The organism is Paracoccus cavernae (assembly GCF_042430175.1).
In the GTDB taxonomy this organism is placed as follows: domain Bacteria; phylum Pseudomonadota; class Alphaproteobacteria; order Rhodobacterales; family Rhodobacteraceae; genus Paracoccus; species Paracoccus cavernae.
This window is the reverse complement of sequence record NZ_JBHMDZ010000035.1, coordinates 1-14,334: the sequence shown is the minus strand read 5'-3', so window position 1 is coordinate 14,334 and position 14,334 is coordinate 1. Positions and strand designations below refer to the sequence as shown.

The 14,334-nt window shown below is 61.1% G+C and carries 17 protein-coding genes; 1 reads left to right on the top strand and 16 read right to left on the bottom strand.

Annotated elements, in window-relative coordinates; all coding sequences use genetic code 11:
- Positions 1-135: 135 nt before the first annotated feature.
- The 5 genes from ACFFUC_RS12840 to ACFFUC_RS12820 form a co-directional block, all read right to left on the bottom strand.
- Positions 136-813: a hypothetical protein gene (locus tag ACFFUC_RS12840; RefSeq protein ID WP_377686789.1), complete on the bottom strand. Its 678-nt coding sequence runs from the start codon at positions 811-813 to the stop codon at positions 136-138.
- Positions 813-3,071 (bottom strand): tape measure protein, encoded by a 2,259-nt coding sequence (locus ACFFUC_RS12835; protein WP_377686787.1) that lies wholly within the window; start codon positions 3,069-3,071, stop codon positions 813-815. Before ACFFUC_RS12835 ends, ACFFUC_RS12840 begins: the two co-directional genes overlap by 1 nt.
- Before the next feature lie 126 nt (positions 3,072-3,197).
- Entirely contained in the window at positions 3,198-3,647 is a 450-nt protein-coding gene (locus ACFFUC_RS12830; protein WP_377686785.1) for a GTA-gp10 family protein, read from the bottom strand.
- A complete protein-coding gene (locus ACFFUC_RS12825; protein ID WP_377686783.1) occupies positions 3,647-4,099 on the bottom strand; it encodes a phage tail tube protein in 453 nt (150 codons plus the stop codon). The genes ACFFUC_RS12830 and ACFFUC_RS12825 overlap by 1 nt, the downstream gene beginning before the upstream one ends.
- A 218-nt stretch (positions 4,100-4,317) precedes the next feature.
- Positions 4,318-4,731, bottom strand: coding sequence for an HK97-gp10 family putative phage morphogenesis protein (locus tag ACFFUC_RS12820; protein ID WP_377686781.1), 414 nt, complete (start codon positions 4,729-4,731; stop codon positions 4,318-4,320).
- Positions 4,732-4,799: 68 nt separating this feature from the next.
- On the opposite strand from ACFFUC_RS12820, the gene ACFFUC_RS12815 reads away from it, so the two are divergent.
- Positions 4,800-5,861 (top strand): type I restriction endonuclease, encoded by a 1,062-nt coding sequence (locus ACFFUC_RS12815; RefSeq protein ID WP_377686779.1) that lies wholly within the window; start codon positions 4,800-4,802, stop codon positions 5,859-5,861.
- Positions 5,862-5,935: 74 nt separating this feature from the next.
- Here the strand turns inward: ACFFUC_RS12815 and ACFFUC_RS12810 are convergent, their stop codons facing one another.
- The 11 genes from ACFFUC_RS12810 to ACFFUC_RS12760 form a co-directional block, all read right to left on the bottom strand.
- On the bottom strand, positions 5,936-6,067 hold the full coding sequence (locus tag ACFFUC_RS12810) for a hypothetical protein (RefSeq protein WP_377686777.1): 132 nt from the start codon (positions 6,065-6,067) through the stop codon (positions 5,936-5,938).
- Between the two features lie 71 nt (positions 6,068-6,138).
- Positions 6,139-6,477: a carboxymuconolactone decarboxylase family protein gene (locus ACFFUC_RS12805; protein WP_377686775.1), complete on the bottom strand. Its 339-nt coding sequence runs from the start codon at positions 6,475-6,477 to the stop codon at positions 6,139-6,141.
- A gap of 110 nt (positions 6,478-6,587) precedes the next feature.
- The gene (locus ACFFUC_RS12800; protein ID WP_377686773.1) at positions 6,588-6,965 is read right to left on the bottom strand and encodes a DUF3168 domain-containing protein; all 378 of its coding nucleotides are present in this window, start codon (positions 6,963-6,965) and stop codon (positions 6,588-6,590) included.
- A complete protein-coding gene (locus ACFFUC_RS12795; RefSeq protein WP_377686771.1) occupies positions 6,952-7,290 on the bottom strand; it encodes a phage head closure protein in 339 nt (112 codons plus the stop codon). The genes ACFFUC_RS12800 and ACFFUC_RS12795 overlap by 14 nt, the downstream gene beginning before the upstream one ends.
- The gene (locus ACFFUC_RS12790) at positions 7,287-7,793 is read right to left on the bottom strand and encodes a head-tail connector protein (RefSeq protein ID WP_377686769.1); all 507 of its coding nucleotides are present in this window, start codon (positions 7,791-7,793) and stop codon (positions 7,287-7,289) included. The genes ACFFUC_RS12795 and ACFFUC_RS12790 overlap by 4 nt, the downstream gene beginning before the upstream one ends.
- Positions 7,790-8,272 (bottom strand): hypothetical protein, encoded by a 483-nt coding sequence (locus ACFFUC_RS12785; RefSeq protein WP_377686767.1) that lies wholly within the window; start codon positions 8,270-8,272, stop codon positions 7,790-7,792. The genes ACFFUC_RS12790 and ACFFUC_RS12785 overlap by 4 nt, the downstream gene beginning before the upstream one ends.
- 69 nt (positions 8,273-8,341) lie before the next feature.
- On the bottom strand, positions 8,342-9,631 hold the full coding sequence (locus ACFFUC_RS12780; RefSeq protein ID WP_377686765.1) for a phage major capsid protein: 1,290 nt from the start codon (positions 9,629-9,631) through the stop codon (positions 8,342-8,344).
- A 12-nt stretch (positions 9,632-9,643) separates the two neighbouring features.
- Positions 9,644-10,489, bottom strand: a complete 846-nt coding sequence (locus ACFFUC_RS12775) for a head maturation protease, ClpP-related (protein ID WP_377686763.1) — start codon at positions 10,487-10,489, stop codon at positions 9,644-9,646.
- Positions 10,467-11,714: a phage portal protein gene (locus ACFFUC_RS12770; protein WP_377686761.1), complete on the bottom strand. Its 1,248-nt coding sequence runs from the start codon at positions 11,712-11,714 to the stop codon at positions 10,467-10,469. Before ACFFUC_RS12770 ends, ACFFUC_RS12775 begins: the two co-directional genes overlap by 23 nt.
- Complete coding sequence (locus ACFFUC_RS12765) at positions 11,714-13,417, bottom strand: terminase large subunit (RefSeq protein ID WP_377686760.1); 1,704 nt, start codon at positions 13,415-13,417, stop codon at positions 11,714-11,716. The genes ACFFUC_RS12770 and ACFFUC_RS12765 overlap by 1 nt, the downstream gene beginning before the upstream one ends.
- A complete protein-coding gene (locus ACFFUC_RS12760) occupies positions 13,417-13,905 on the bottom strand; it encodes a resolvase (RefSeq protein WP_377686758.1) in 489 nt (162 codons plus the stop codon). The genes ACFFUC_RS12765 and ACFFUC_RS12760 overlap by 1 nt, the downstream gene beginning before the upstream one ends.
- Positions 13,906-14,334: the final 429 nt, after the last annotated feature.

Here is a 14,334-nt window from a genome sequence, read left to right as displayed (position 1 = left end):
ATCGCCCGCATCACGATCGAGGATCATCCCTACCGGGCCGACGCCCTCTCAAACCTCAGGCTCACGCTGCAATCCGCAACTGCGGAAGCGTTCCCGGCCAAAGCTTAGCGCCATCGCCCGCGCGGCCGATCCCCCCTACCGATCGAAAGCTTCGACGAAATTGACGGTGACCTGCGCGCCCCATTTGAGGTTCTCGCGGACACGCCGACCTTCGTCATCCGTCGCAAAGCGTCCGAAGAACTTGGGCGGGTTGGTCGTAAGTGAGTCATCAACCGCAATCGCGCGGCGCAAAGGCGGCTCGAACTGCACGACATTGCCTGCGACCCCGACCGTGCGGTAAAGAAAGCCGCTGCGCGAAAACATGTCGCCGATCCGCAGGTTCGGCCGCACCGGATTGGTCAACCCGACCGAAACCGAGGTCGCGCCGACGGCGGCGGGTGCACTCGCGAGAAGCGGCTGCATCGCACCGGTCGGGCCGTCTGCATAGCCCGTCCCGTCCGAGAACCACGTCCCGTCATCATGCGGCCACTGCTGGGGCGCGACGCGCGGGCCATAGCGATAGGGGTCGCAGACGCAGAGGGCCGCGACGTTCTGGCGCCCACGCATACGCGCGACCAGCGCCTCGAACCGACGCAGGCGATCCCCGTCGAAGGTCCGCGCAAAGGTGAGCGAGACCTCCCAGACCGCCGCATTGACGCCGACGATCTGTTCGTGGCCCGCGAGTGATCTTCCGGCGCTTCGCGTGGTCCACTTCAGGAAGAAGTCGGTATCGCGGACGCCGAGATCACACGGCCAATCAATAATTTCCGGCATTATGTCCTCTGACCGACTTCTTTCTGCGCCAGCCGCCATCGCGAGACGAATTTGTCGTTCTCGCGCGCCAGCATGGCCTCCATGATCTGGATCGTCTTTTCGCTGGCGTCGCCGGCAATATGGATTTGAGGGGCGAAGGTTGCGTTGCCTCCGCCCTGCCCGCCCCGCAGCGCTGCCTGCGCCTGCGGCACGTTGAGGATCGCCCCGCTCATCGACGGCACGAAGACCTCGCTGTTCGCGGTGTTCTCGTTGACCAGATAAGCCTGTCCCGATCGGACGCTGCCGCCATTGGCGCGCGCGGGGAGGCCTGCGCCGCGAAGGGCGCCTGACAGGGCGTCCCCGCCGCCGAAGAAGCCGCCAAGCAGGCTGGAGAGAAACCCGCCGCCGCCCGTGCCCGCAAACTGCGAACGCAGCGCATCACGGATCCCGCTGCCGAGAATATCGCTCGCGATCTGTTTGAGCACCTGCGCCAATCCATCGCGTAGGCTTTCGCCTGCCAATAGCGCACCGGCAAAGGAATCTGCGATCCCGTCAATCGCATCATCGAATTGCTGCTGCTTCACCTCGGCAGCCTCAAGCTCGGCTGCCAAATTACCGACCTGTTCGGCCTGGGCCGCAATTTGAGCATTGAGCTTATCATTGACCGGAACGCCTGCTTTTTTCGCCGCGTCGAGCATTTCCCATTGCGCCTCGAGAGTCGCGGCCTCTTTCGTGGTCAAACCGATGAGTTGAATCGACCTCTCGATATCGCGAACCTCATCCGCGCCAATGCCAAGAATGTCCGCGGGGCTCTTATCGCGCTTGGAGCCGCCACCGCCAGTTTTCTTCCGTCCGCCGCCACCCGATCCACCCTTTGGTTTCGTGGGAGCTGTCGGAAAGTCTGCGATGCTGACTGGGGCGGAAACAGGAGCTGGCGTCGGGGGCTTATACCCCGTGCCATCATAGAATTCTCCGGTAGTGACAGCCGCCGGCGCCTCGACCGGTGTGCGGGTTTTAAGGTCGGTCACAAACTGCGCGATGCCCGATGCCTCGGCCTTGAACGCGGCAAGTTCGCTGCGGAGCTGGGCCAGTCGTGCAATGGCTTCGCTCGGATCGAAACCCAAAGTCGTCTGGTGTTCGATCTGAGCCTGAAGCTTTTCAATCTCGCCCTCCATCACCCCGATCTTGGCTTGAGCGTCATTGAAATCGGGGTTGACGAATTGGCCGTTGACGGTGGTGCCTGTGGCCTCGTTCAGCCTGCTCCAGATATCGGCGTTCCCGATATTGTTGAGCCACACGGTCCCCGCGGCCTCCGCCTCGGAAAAGGCCTGCGCGATGCTGCGAATGCGCGCGATAAAGCCCTCAGCGTCGAAGCTGTCGAGCCCGTCGCCGAGCGACCCGATCGCGCGCGCGAAGGATGCCGAAGCGCCCGACGCCTTGTCGAACTCGCCGACCACATCAAGGATGCTGTTGCCGAGCTTGGTGAAGGCTTGGCCCACCGTGGTTTGCGAGGTTTCGGCCTGCCGTCGCAATTCCTCCGATCCGACTTGAAACGCGCGGAACCAAGCGCTGCTGGAAACCTTACCGTCGACCACCAGCCTGCGCAGCTCGGCGACCGAACCACCCGCCTCTTTCAGCCCGCGCGCAACCGCCTGCGCGATCGTCGGCGTGCCCTCAAGGATCGAGTTGAATTCCTCGGCACGCACGACGCCACCGCCAAGCGCCTGCGACAGCTGCAAGAGCGAGCCGCTGGCCGCCTGGGCATCGGTGCCCCCTACACGCAGCGCAACAGCAATCCCGTCTGTGAAGCGGATCAGCTCATCGCTACTGACGCCGAGCTCCTTTTGCGTCAAAGACAGCTTTGAATAGAGATCGACAAGCGAGCTGATGGGAGCCGAGTTGCGCTGAGCCGACTGGAACAGCTTTCCGTAAACGCTGGAAAGCTCTTCGCCGTTCAAACCTGCCACGCGAAGCGAGTTGCGCATCTTGGTTGCCGCATCCGATAGGCGCAGAAATTGCCTGACCTGATTGGCGACAAAACCACCTGCAAGCAGCCCGCCACCGATTTTCAGGGCCTGTTGCAGCCCGCGGAACGATTGACCTGCTGACTGCTCGAGGGCCGCAAATGACCGGGCCGACGCGGCGTTCGATTTCTTGAAGGCCTCTTCAGCGCGTCGCGAGGTTTTGATTGCCATTGCTTCGATGCGCGCCAGCTGCTGGGCGAACTTTTTCTCGGTCAGACCGATCGGAAGTTCGAGCCCACCGTCAGATTCAGCCATTCCAGCTCTCTCCTAGCGCAACAAGCGCGTCATACTCTTGGTCAGTGAACGGATCGCCGTTATGGCGATGCCCGCCCCCTTGAGCCCGGTTCCAACCGTCAAGGCAGGCCGTCAGCTCCCACATGCTCATTTCTTTGACTTGGGCCGGCGTGAACCCGAGTGCGACGCCATTGCCGTAGAGGCGGGAGAAGCGGATACGCTGACCTTCGCCGTCACCTCCCCCGCTTGCGCCTCCCCCACGGGATCATGCTCCTTGCCTGCGAACGCATTGCTCAAAATCGTGAAGGCAATGAGGTTCAAGGCGCCGATATCGCCTTCCTCGAACGCTTGGCGCGATTTGCGTTCTGCCGTGGCGCGGTCCATCCCTGCACCAATCAACCCCAAGCGGAGGCAGGCAATGACCTCGCGAACCTTTACGGGCGCATAGGCCAAACTCCCTCGGTGCGCGCCCTGAGCCAACCGCCACCGCAGGTCGAGAACACCTTCGGCGGTAAGATCGTCAAGCGCTTCAAGCTCGCCTATGCGGAGAAGAAACGGATCCTCTCCGCAAGGCCAGTTCAGAACGGCGGGATCCATCAGGGTGCCGTCACATCGTTATAGGTGACCTCGCCGTCCGAAACGAAGGAGATGTTCACCTGCGCTTTTCCGCCGCGCTCGCCGGTTACCTCGAACTGGGTGAGGTGGATGTTTCCTGCCCAATAGTGACCGTTGGCGGTATCGGTCGGAGCGCCGACGTAGAGGCGAGCCGGGATGCTCTCGTTTGAATTGAATGCTTCCCACCAACGCTCAACCGACTCGGCAGCCAGAACGCCAGAGCCGGACCCATTCATATCGAGGCTTTCCACGCCACGCTCGACCCACGCTGCCGCTTCAAGGTCATCGCAATCGGGAACGGTAGTATCTTGGGTGTTCTTGGAGAAAGTGATCGTATGGTTGGTCAAGCCGCAGGGGCGCGTCCAGGTCGTGATCGGCGTACCCTGCAGAAACAAGGCAACGCTCGACCCAACGTAGGTGGTCGGTTTAGCCATGACTGGCTCCTATTTAGTTGCAGCGCCTTGCCCAAGGGCAGCTGAATGGGCGGCAGGGCTATTCTGCCCTGATCTCTTGGATGCAGTCCCCCGCGTGCCGGATACAGGCGCGCGTCAGGCCGGACAGGATTTGCCCGACCGGAAAGGTCATCACGACATTCCTGCTCGGCGACCATTCGAAGTATAGAACGACCAGCCATTGCTTTCTTTTGCGCATATCAACCGTTCTTCCATGCTTTGGATACGCTACCGCTGATGCGGCTGCGAATGCGCGCGCGATTTAGCCGCCAAGCCGGGAAAAAGAATGGGTTGGCCGGCATGTTTTTCGTGCCAAACTCCTGAATGCGCGCGTTCTGGAAGATCTCACCGGCGTCATTACTAATGGTCGTGCTCGCATCACCCGCTTTGACAATAACACCGATAAACTCGCGGTCTCCCTTTCGGGTTTTGACTGTATCGGCCTGCTCAACGCGCACCGACGCCACCAGTTCGCCCTGATCGCGTGGCGCCAGGTAACGGACTGCATCGGCGACCTCATCACCGCCCTGCTTTGCCGATGTCCGAGCCGCTGCGATCACCGCCTTGGCCTTGCGTCGAAACATCGCCTGCATCTGTGGAATTCCGTTGACCATTAATAAGACTCCCAGAATCGGCAACGATCCGCTTACGGTTGAGTAAAATCGCATCAATGGAGGGATCAGTGTCCATTTTTTCAGAACGTATAGATGCCCTTGCCACCAGGTCAAAAACAGCTGAGCGCCAGGCCTTAACTGAAGAGGCTACGAAAACATCTGTTATTCTGCCATTTATCCAAGCGCTTGGATTTGACGTTTTTAATCTGGACGAAGTCACGCCGGAGTTCATTGCCGATGTGGGTGTCAAAAAAGGCGAAAAGGTCGACTTTGTCGTAAAAATCGATGGAAAAATTGCTATGCTCATAGAGGCGAAGCCGGTCAGCACTCGCCTAGGAGAGGCACAGTTCAGCCAGCTTTTCCGCTATTTTTCGGTGACTGAAGCCAGACTGGCGATCCTGACAAACGGAAGGGAAGCGTGGTTCTTTTCCGACACAGACGAACCAAACAAAATGGACAAGAAGCCGTTTTTTACGTTCAATTTCCAGAAGTACGACAAGGCGGACATTGACGAGTTGGCGCGCTTTCAGAAGGGCAGTTTTGCGATCGAATCCATTATCGAGGCGGCATCCAATCTGAAGTACACCCAACAAGCTGCGGCCTACCTAAAGAAGCAACTGGACGACCCAGACGACGACTTTGTGCGACTTATCGGCAGGCAAATCCATGACGGAGCTATCACTAAGGGCGTGACAGAAGTGCTGAGACCCGCGATCCAATCGGCATTGGACGAAATCATTAGAGACAGAATCCAAGACAAGCTGAGCATCACACTACGCCCGGAGATCTCAAGCACCCAATCTCAAGCGGACGACGATGCTCAAGAAGGTGACGGGGAGATCGTTACAACCGATGAAGAACGCGAAGCTTTTATGATCGTTCGAGCTATTGCAGCGAAGCATGTTCCAATCGATCGCGTCACCTTGCGAGATGCTAAAAGCTATTGCGCCATCTTGATGGACGACAACAACCGAAGGCCAATCTGCCGCCTATACTTCAACTCGACGACGACAAAAAACCTGGGCGTTTTTGACACGGAGAAGAATGAAACCAAGATCCGCGTGTCATCGCCGTCGGACCTCTATCAACATGTAGGGGCTATCGAGGCGTCAATTCTAGCGTATTCTTGAACTGCTGAGCCCCCCGATAGTTGGGGCGCTCAAAGCCGACGACATTGTTGCCCGCGCGTTTGCTCGCAAAAAGTTTAAGCCTCCACACCGATCTCGACCTGCACAACGCAATGAATGCACCCCGAGGGATCGTCCATGACGCGAACCAGCGTGACGCGCGCGGGATGCGCCGTCACCGCGTCCTGATCCATCCTGCTACGCGACATGAAAAAGCCCCTCGTAAGGGGCTTTTAAAAAGCTTTATGAAGGGCACATCACGCCCGGAAAATGTCGTTGATCAGCTCTTGTCGGCGTTGTCAAAAGCCTCAAGTGCGCGCGTCGAGTATACCAAGGCCGCGCCGGCATTCATTGCAACGGCAACTCCCAATGCTTCTGCGACCTCTTCGCGAGTGGCTCCAGCCTTCAGAGCCTCATTCGAATGAACCGAGAGACAGCCATCGCAACGGGTGGTCACAGCAACTGCCAACGAAATCAGTTGGCGCGTCTTTTCGTCGAGATGTCCGGTCTTCTTTCCAGCGCCACTCGCAGTCAGATATCCCTGCACCGTGTCCGGGGACAGTTGAGCAAGCTTGCCGACACCTCCCATCAGGTGGCTTCTATTAGCGTTCCAATCCATTGGCTCACTCCCTAAGCGATTTCGATACTGAGAGCCTGTACGGAGGTTGAAACAGCAGCAATCACCCATTCGTCGTATAAGGTCGAATCCCGGAAAGGTGCGAAGGTAACCTACCCTTCCACCTCCACCTCGACCTGCACGACCCCATGCACACATCCTGTCGGATCATCCATGACGCGAACCAGCGTGACGCGCGCAGGATGCGCCGTTACCGCGTCCTGATCCATCCAGCCGTTGAGCGCGGTCGAGACATCGTCCACGACATCCTCGGCCGCCCCCTTTCCGTCGGTGCACCAAACATCGACCTGAAGCGTGTAGCTGCGGGCCTCGATGCACTCGACGCTCTCATCATTCCAGAAGCTCGGCCCGAGCGAGACATACGGATAGGCCTCACTTTCGGTGGCTCTGTCATAAACACCGGTCAGCGCCGGAACCTCGGCCTCGAGGCGCGCGATGACCGCCTGACGGATCGCTCTACCTGCCCGCATTGCCACCACCCTCGACCAGCATCTCAAACAAGGCCCGGTCCTGTGTCTCGCGCGGATCCTCTTTGGTCTCATAGATCCGCCCGTCGATCACCACCCGCCATTCAGAGGTGACCTCGCGCGCCTGCGTCGAGGTCCGAAAGGTCACGATCGCGGGCGCCCGCGATTGCATCCGCGATGCCATGACGCTTTCGCCACCGCGCAGCGGCTTGAGATTGACCCAAGCCTTGAAGGCTTCAGGGTAGGTATGGATAACCTTACCGTCGGCATCTTTGGCTTTGTGCGGCCGCTGAAAGGTGGCGAGCTTCGAGAGCATTCCCGCCGTCATGGCGCATACCACCGGATCGGGGCGATCAGGGCATCGACCGACATCGGCAGGCTGGCCATAGACCGCTCCGAGACCGCCTCGCGGTTCTCGAACCAATGCCCGATCAGCAGCAGGGCTGCGACGCGCAGGCTCGGCAGCAATTCTTCCGGTAGCGCCGCCTTGAAGCTGACGGTGGCTGGACCTGCAATCGTGACGCTGCTGCCGCGCGCATCGTGGTGGAGCTCGACCGCGACCGGATCACCCGCGGCATCGCGCGCGCTGGCCGAGATTGCATCGGGCAGCGGCAAGCGATGACGACCCGCGCAAGCCAGGTCGATTTCCCAATCCTGCGCCATGATGCACCGGCCAAGCACGCCGCGATAGCCGTCGAGATAAGCCATCGCGGCGTCGATATAGCCCTGCATCAGCACGTTGCTGTCGTCACCATCAACCCGACAATGCGCCTTGGCATCCTCGAGCATGACCAACTGATCGACCGGCGGGACGATGCGGCGCGGGATCATGCCGACGGCTCGCCCGCGTCAGTCTTGGCACCCCGCTTTGCCTTCGGGGCATCCGCCTTGTCGAGATCTGCGTCTTCCACAGCTTGGCCCGCATCCGCCGGATTCGCGGCTTGGCTCGCTTCGAAAGCTGCAACACGCACCGCCAGATCCGCGTCGCACGTCTCCAGATCGGCGTGGCGGAGGTCCAAATCTTGCGCACGAGCAACAAGATCGGCTTCGCGGGCATCGAGCGCTTCCGAGCGTGCATCGAGATCTCCCGCCATACGCTGCAGCTCGGCCAGCGCCTCCTGATAGGCGGCATTCGAGTGCGGATCGAATTCGACGGACACCATCACATCGCCGTCCGTCACTTCTTCAAAGGCGCCGATGCTGGCGGCATAATCATGCAGGGCGGGCGGGCATTCGGCCCCTGCCGGAATCTCTTGCGGGTAGATTTCACCATCCGGCACGCCGGTGATGGCCTTGGTCAGCTTTGCCATGATTGGCCTCCTGTTGCCGAAAGAAAGGGGCGGCAATGCCGCCCCTCCGGTTCAACGCACCGCGCCGGATCAGGCTGCGACGCGGTGGTAACGCAGCCATTCAGGGTTCCACAGCCCGCCGCCGACGCGTTTGCGGGTGTAGAACATGACAAAAGGCTTGTTGGTGTAGGGATCGCGCAGCACCGAAATGCCGACGCGATCGAAGATCCGGTAACCCTCCGCCATATTGCCGAAGACGATCGGCACGGCATTGGCAGCGACGTCCGGAAGGCCCGACAATTCGCGGATCGCCTGCCCCAAAACCTGAGCGGGCTGTCCCGCCTGGAAGGGCGGCGACCACAGGAAATTGCCGTCGCCGTCTTTCATCTTGCGGATGACCGCATGGGTCTTGCGGTTTGCGTAAAGCGCCGCACCGGTCGAACGGTCCTCGGGAAGATCGTAAATCAGGTCGATCAAACCGTCGGGGGTCAGTGCGGCCGCATCACCGCTGACAACCTCGCCAACCGGCCCGAGGGGGTGACGCTGCGCAGCCGGAAGCGCGGTCTCGGTCGCGGCATCATAGCGCAACAGACCCTTGGGCTTGTTGACGCCGTCGCCGTTGATGAAGGCAAGGCCTTCCTGACGCGCGAACTCGGTATTGACCTCACCGGCGAGCCAGTTGGCGATGTCGATCTCGCTGTCCTCGAGGATCCGCTCGGTCGCTGCCGGATTGGCATAGATCTCGCCAAAGGCAAATTCATACTCGACCAGTTTCGATCCGTCAGTCTGCGCGCGCGCATCGGTTTCACCAACCCACGCCGCCGCCGTGCCGTGGACGTTGTAGAGCTTTTTGAAGCCCTGCCCCGAAACCGACTGGACGCCCGCATATTGCCGCATCGGCGAAACTTCCACGCGCCTGTCGGTAATGGTGCGATCCCATTCCACCGGCGCGGTATATCCGCCATCGGGGTCGGAGCCGACCGAATAGGCCGCCTTGATCCCGCCGGCCTTGGCCAGCGCCTTCAAGTCGCGCTCGCCCTCGCCCGAGCGAAACCACGCGTCGAACTTGGCGGAATAGTCGCGCTCTTCCTCGCTGCGCTCGTCCTGTGCGCCGGTCCCGTTCAGCGTCAGTGCTGCGAGCCTGGCATTGGCATCGTCGAGCGCGCCGGTGAGCGCGCCGACCGAAGCCTCGATCTTGGCGAGCTTGTCGGTCGTGACCACGTCGTCGAAGCGGGCGGCGAGCTGCTTGTCCTTTTCCGCCTGCGCGTCCTTATGCGCCTGCCAGTCAGAATTCAGCGCCCGGATCATTGTCAGCGCATCACCATCGGCGCGCACGGCGACAATCCCGCGAGCTTTCGCGGGAGGAAAGTGTTTGGTCATGGGATACCTCCGTTATGACCGGATTGTCAGGGATGCCGCAGCGAGGGCTGCGACCAGTGCGCCAGCGTCATGCGTAGCGGGCGGGACAGCGCCGTGCATGCCCCCTTTCAGCTCGGCCAGAAGCGCGCGGCGTTCCGTCCGAGGCATTCCAGTTTTGGCGAGGCGGGCATCGATCCGGCGCGTGGCATTCACCCCGCGTACAGCCTCGGCCTTGGCCTTGTCTTCGGCGACAGCATCGGCAGAGAGGAAGCTATCGGCCAAGCCTTCCTGCAAAGCCTGCGCGCCGTTGAACCATGTCTCGCCGTCCATCCATTCGGCGGCTTTGGCTTTCTCGACACCTGCCCGATCACTGTATACCGTGGCCATGGCATCGTCGAAGGGCTCCATCGTCCGCGCCGCATCGGCGAGATCGTGGCGGTTGCCGATCGCCATGACCCAAGAGTTGTGGATCATGAGAAAGCCCGCCTTTCCGATCTGGATCTCGTCGCCAGCCATCGCAATGACCGAGGCGGCGGAAGCTGCGAGACCAATGATGCGCACCGTGACCTTGCGCGGGTGAGCGCGCAGAGCGTTATAGATCGCCACGCCCTCGAAAAAGTCCCCACCGGGCGAGTTGATGTCGACCACAACATCCTGTTCGCCGATCGCGCGCAAAGCAGCTGCAACCCGTTTCGAAGTCACGCCGCCACCGCTCCAGTAATCCTCACCGATGACATCGAGGATGCTGATCGTCGTTTCGCCCGAGACAGCGGCCGTCACCCCTGGGCTCCAGCGCTCGACCGCATCGGCGTCCGGCTCGAAGGCGCAAACCGTCGGTAGCCGCGCCGCAGAAATCTCAGGCAGTTTGCGAAGGCTCATCGCCCTTCTCCTTTCGCTGGCCCAAAGCGGGCGGCAAGTCTTTGGGATCGATCTCGCCCAGGTCCTGCAGGTCGCGGACCTCTTTGGTGGTCATCCAAGGATGGTGGCCGCCGGCGCCGAGCGCTTTGGCGAAGAAATCGGACTGGTCTTTCATCGAACCGCGCAGGAGCGCACCGTCGTTGAACTTGGCGTAAAGATCTTCCTTTTCCGCGCCGGTCAGAACCGAACGGCGGATCGCCTGCTCCCAAGCCGTGAACCATGGCGCGAGGCCATAGCGCACGAAGAACTGGCCAAGCACATCGATCCCCGAGCCCCATGAGGTGTCGTCAAGCATCAGCAGCGGGCGCGGGACGCCAAAGACCCGCGCGATCTCCTCGATCTGCATGCCCCGCATTTCCAGATGCTGGCTGTCGCGACTGGTCGAAGCGGGCGTATCCCAGGACATCCCCTCTTCGAGGATCATCTCTTTATAGGCACCCTCGGCCCCGCGCCGCGCCTCGAGGCTGGCCTTCAGGCGCTCGAATGCCTCCGGGCTGAGCTTGTTTGGATGCTTCAGGATGCCGCCGACGATCATGCCCTGTTTGAACAGCCGCCCCGCTGCCTTTTGGGCCTGAGCGGCCAGCCCGATCGCCTCTGCCGCCTGTTTGACCAACGACATGCCGCGCAACCCGTCTTCCGACAGACCGCGCAGATGCAGAATCTCGCTTGCACCAAAGATCCGTTTGCCGCCGCGCGAGGCTTGGTAGTGGTATTCGACGGCCCAATCTGCACGCTGTATTACCGTCACCGTGCCCGGCTTTAGCGGCACGAGCCGGATCGGGCGGCCCATACTGCGCACGATCAACGCGAAAGCATCGCCCCGCACCAGCGCCTGCAACTGCATCCACGACTTGAAGTCGAAGGCCGACTGCCAATCGTTCGGTTGGACCGCGAGCAAAGCATAAAGCGGATGCTCGCGCGCCTTGCTGCGGTCCTTGCTGTGGTGCAGCTGCAAAGGCAGCATCCCCATCGCAAAGCTGATCAGGCTGACACAGCGAAAGACGGTCGTGTTGCGCAGGGCGCTGGCGACCGAGACCTGTGCCCCGCTCTCGATCCGGCCGAGCGCCGTCATCAATTCGACGATGCGTGGATCGGTCAGCTCATAGCTGGGCGGGCTGTCGGACACCGCAGCTTTTACCCCGCCTTGACCGAGCAGCGCCGCGCCAAGGCGGTTAAAATATCCCATCAGATCACCAAAATCCCGCGTTCTTCGTAAACCGAGCGACCAGAGGCCACCGGATTGCCAAACATCAGCATCGCCGCGTTGAAGGTGGCCATCAGCGCATCGATCTTGGCGCTGCCGGCAACCTGCTTGGTCACGATGTAATTGCTGCCCTTCAGCTCCGCTTTGGCGTTGCCGACGTTCCACGCCATCATGTCGCTGGCACCGTGAACAAGCTGCCGGTTCTTCAGGCGGCGCGGCAATGTCACAACGGCTTGCTGGAGCTTCCATCCCTGCCCGACGCTGATCAGGCGATCATCGCCGAAGCCGCGGGCCTCGAGCTCGTCCAGAAGCTCGGCGATACCGTGAGCATCGAGCCCGATCGCGGGTGTATCCATCGGCAGCAATCCCGCTTCCTCGAGCTGCTCGATGACATCCACAGCCCCGCGCACATCGTCGCCAACAGTTTCGCAAAGCGTCAGATCACCTGCCGCCTCGAAGTCCCGAAGGCGGGGCGCGATCTCTTTGCGATACTCAAACACGTCCGGATAGGCCCAGGCATGTGCCCAATGCAGCCAATCGCGCGTCTCCTTGTCGCGACCGATGACGGCCAGAGCGAAAAGATCGTCGAGCCCGCCGCCATCAACCCCGACAACGCAAACCTCCGAGCGCCGGATCAGTTCGTCCAAGGTCAGATCGGGATCTCCGCACTTTTCCCAATGGATCGCGCCGGGCCAACGGTCCGCGCGTAGCCCCATGCCGATCTGCACGTTGAAGTGCTGGCTCGCCAGAAGAACCAGCGCCTCGATCCCGTCGGCCTCGGCCGCAATCAATTCGTCGGCCAAGAACTCGGGCTGAACCGATGCACCGAGTGCCGGATTGACCATGGCCCAGGTCTTCGGATCCTTCCAACCACCGTCCTTGGCCAAGGATTGCGGCAGCTCGTACAGCACCGCCAACAGAGGCAAAACGATGTCACCATCCCGCACCGCCCGAGCCTTCGACAGCTCCGACTTGAAGACGCCTGCGGGCGGCTTCTTCGACTGGGTCGTGATCGTCAGCAAGAACCCGTCGGGACGGGCGGCGAGCCCGCCCTTGATCTCGCGCATCACGGCCGCCGCACGGGACATCTCTGCAAACTCGTGCAGTTCGTCGATCAGCACATAGGCCGCTTTGGTCCCCGTCACGACTTTCGGGTCGGCCGATTTGATCGCCAGGACCGCGCCGGTGATCCGATGCGTGATCGTCTTCAAATGCGGCTGCGGATGAAGAACCTTCAGCAGATCCTCATCGAGCGCGATAATCCCCAAAGCCTGATCGTAGCTGATCCCCGCGACAGCGATGGTCGGAGCGATCAGCAACAGCTCGCAGAGCGGACGCTCGTTCAGGATGATCGCCGTGACCATGATCGCGGCGGCGATCGAGGACTTGCCGTTCTTCTTCGGGACCAGAAGGAAGAACTCGCGGATCATCCGCCGCTTCGTTTCCGGATCGTAGCTGCCGAACACGGCACGGACGAAGTCGAACACCCAGTCCCCGCAGACCTCGCCGTAGGTCGGGGTTCCGATAATGTCCGGTACGCGCAGGCGCTTGAAGATGCGTAGCGCCTTTTCCGCAACCGCATCAAACAGCGGCAGATCCGGTACGAGGCTGCGCCGCGCCTTGATCCGGTCTTCCCAATCCAGAACCGCCGTCGACCAGCTTTCAGGACGAATGGGCGCGGTCATCAGTTCGGACGCGTAAAGACGGGCGTCAGGTCATCGCCCCAAAGTGAATCCTCACCGCCCGCAGTTTCGGCCGCGAGCTGGGCCGCTTCCTTCTTGCCGATCGGCTTGCCCTTTGGCTCTGTCGGCCGTGACTGGGCATCGTCGAAACGACGACCAGCGAGGACGCTGTCATTGCGTTCCATCATCCGCCCCAGTTCCTTGATCGCTCCGACATTGCCGGCATTGGCCTGTTCCATGACGAGCTCGAAGCGGCGCAGCTCCAACTGGTCGCGCGCCATCAACCGCTCTTGCAGCTCGGCTCTAAAATAGCGCTTCAGGGTCGCAGGCGAGCAGGCAATCGCATTGGCGATGCGCTCATTCGACCACCCCAAGGCGAGACCAAGCCTGATTTTGTTGGACTTTTCCGGCGTGACCTCGAACGTCGGACGACCACGCTTGCCGTGCCCGGCCCGAACGGGGTTGCCGAAGAGGTCAAAATTCACATCCACCAGAAAAAATCTCCAGATGAGGGGGACGCGGGTCTAGGGCCGAAAACCCTCCGAACTTTCGACCCACCCCCTCCCTGTTGCCAAAATGTCGCGAAAATGGCCGAAATCGCCCGAAATCGGCGGCTTCGCGGCCAGATCGCGGCGAAATCCGGGTCAGTGGCGCGACCACCAACGCGGGAGGGAGGGATCATCGCAATCAGCGACATCGACACCCTCGAAAACGCGCTCTGCTTCCACCTGCACCGGAGCGCCGCAGGATTGGCAGCGATGCCCGGTCACGCCGCTACCGCAATAGGCGCAGCCAAGGTCGCGACGACCGATTGGAACGTCGCGGCGCACGGGTTGCCTAGGTCATGTTGACAAATGGCGGATCCAGAGACGGATCGACGTGATGTCAATGAAGCCGAGGAAGCTTTCCGCCGTCTTGTC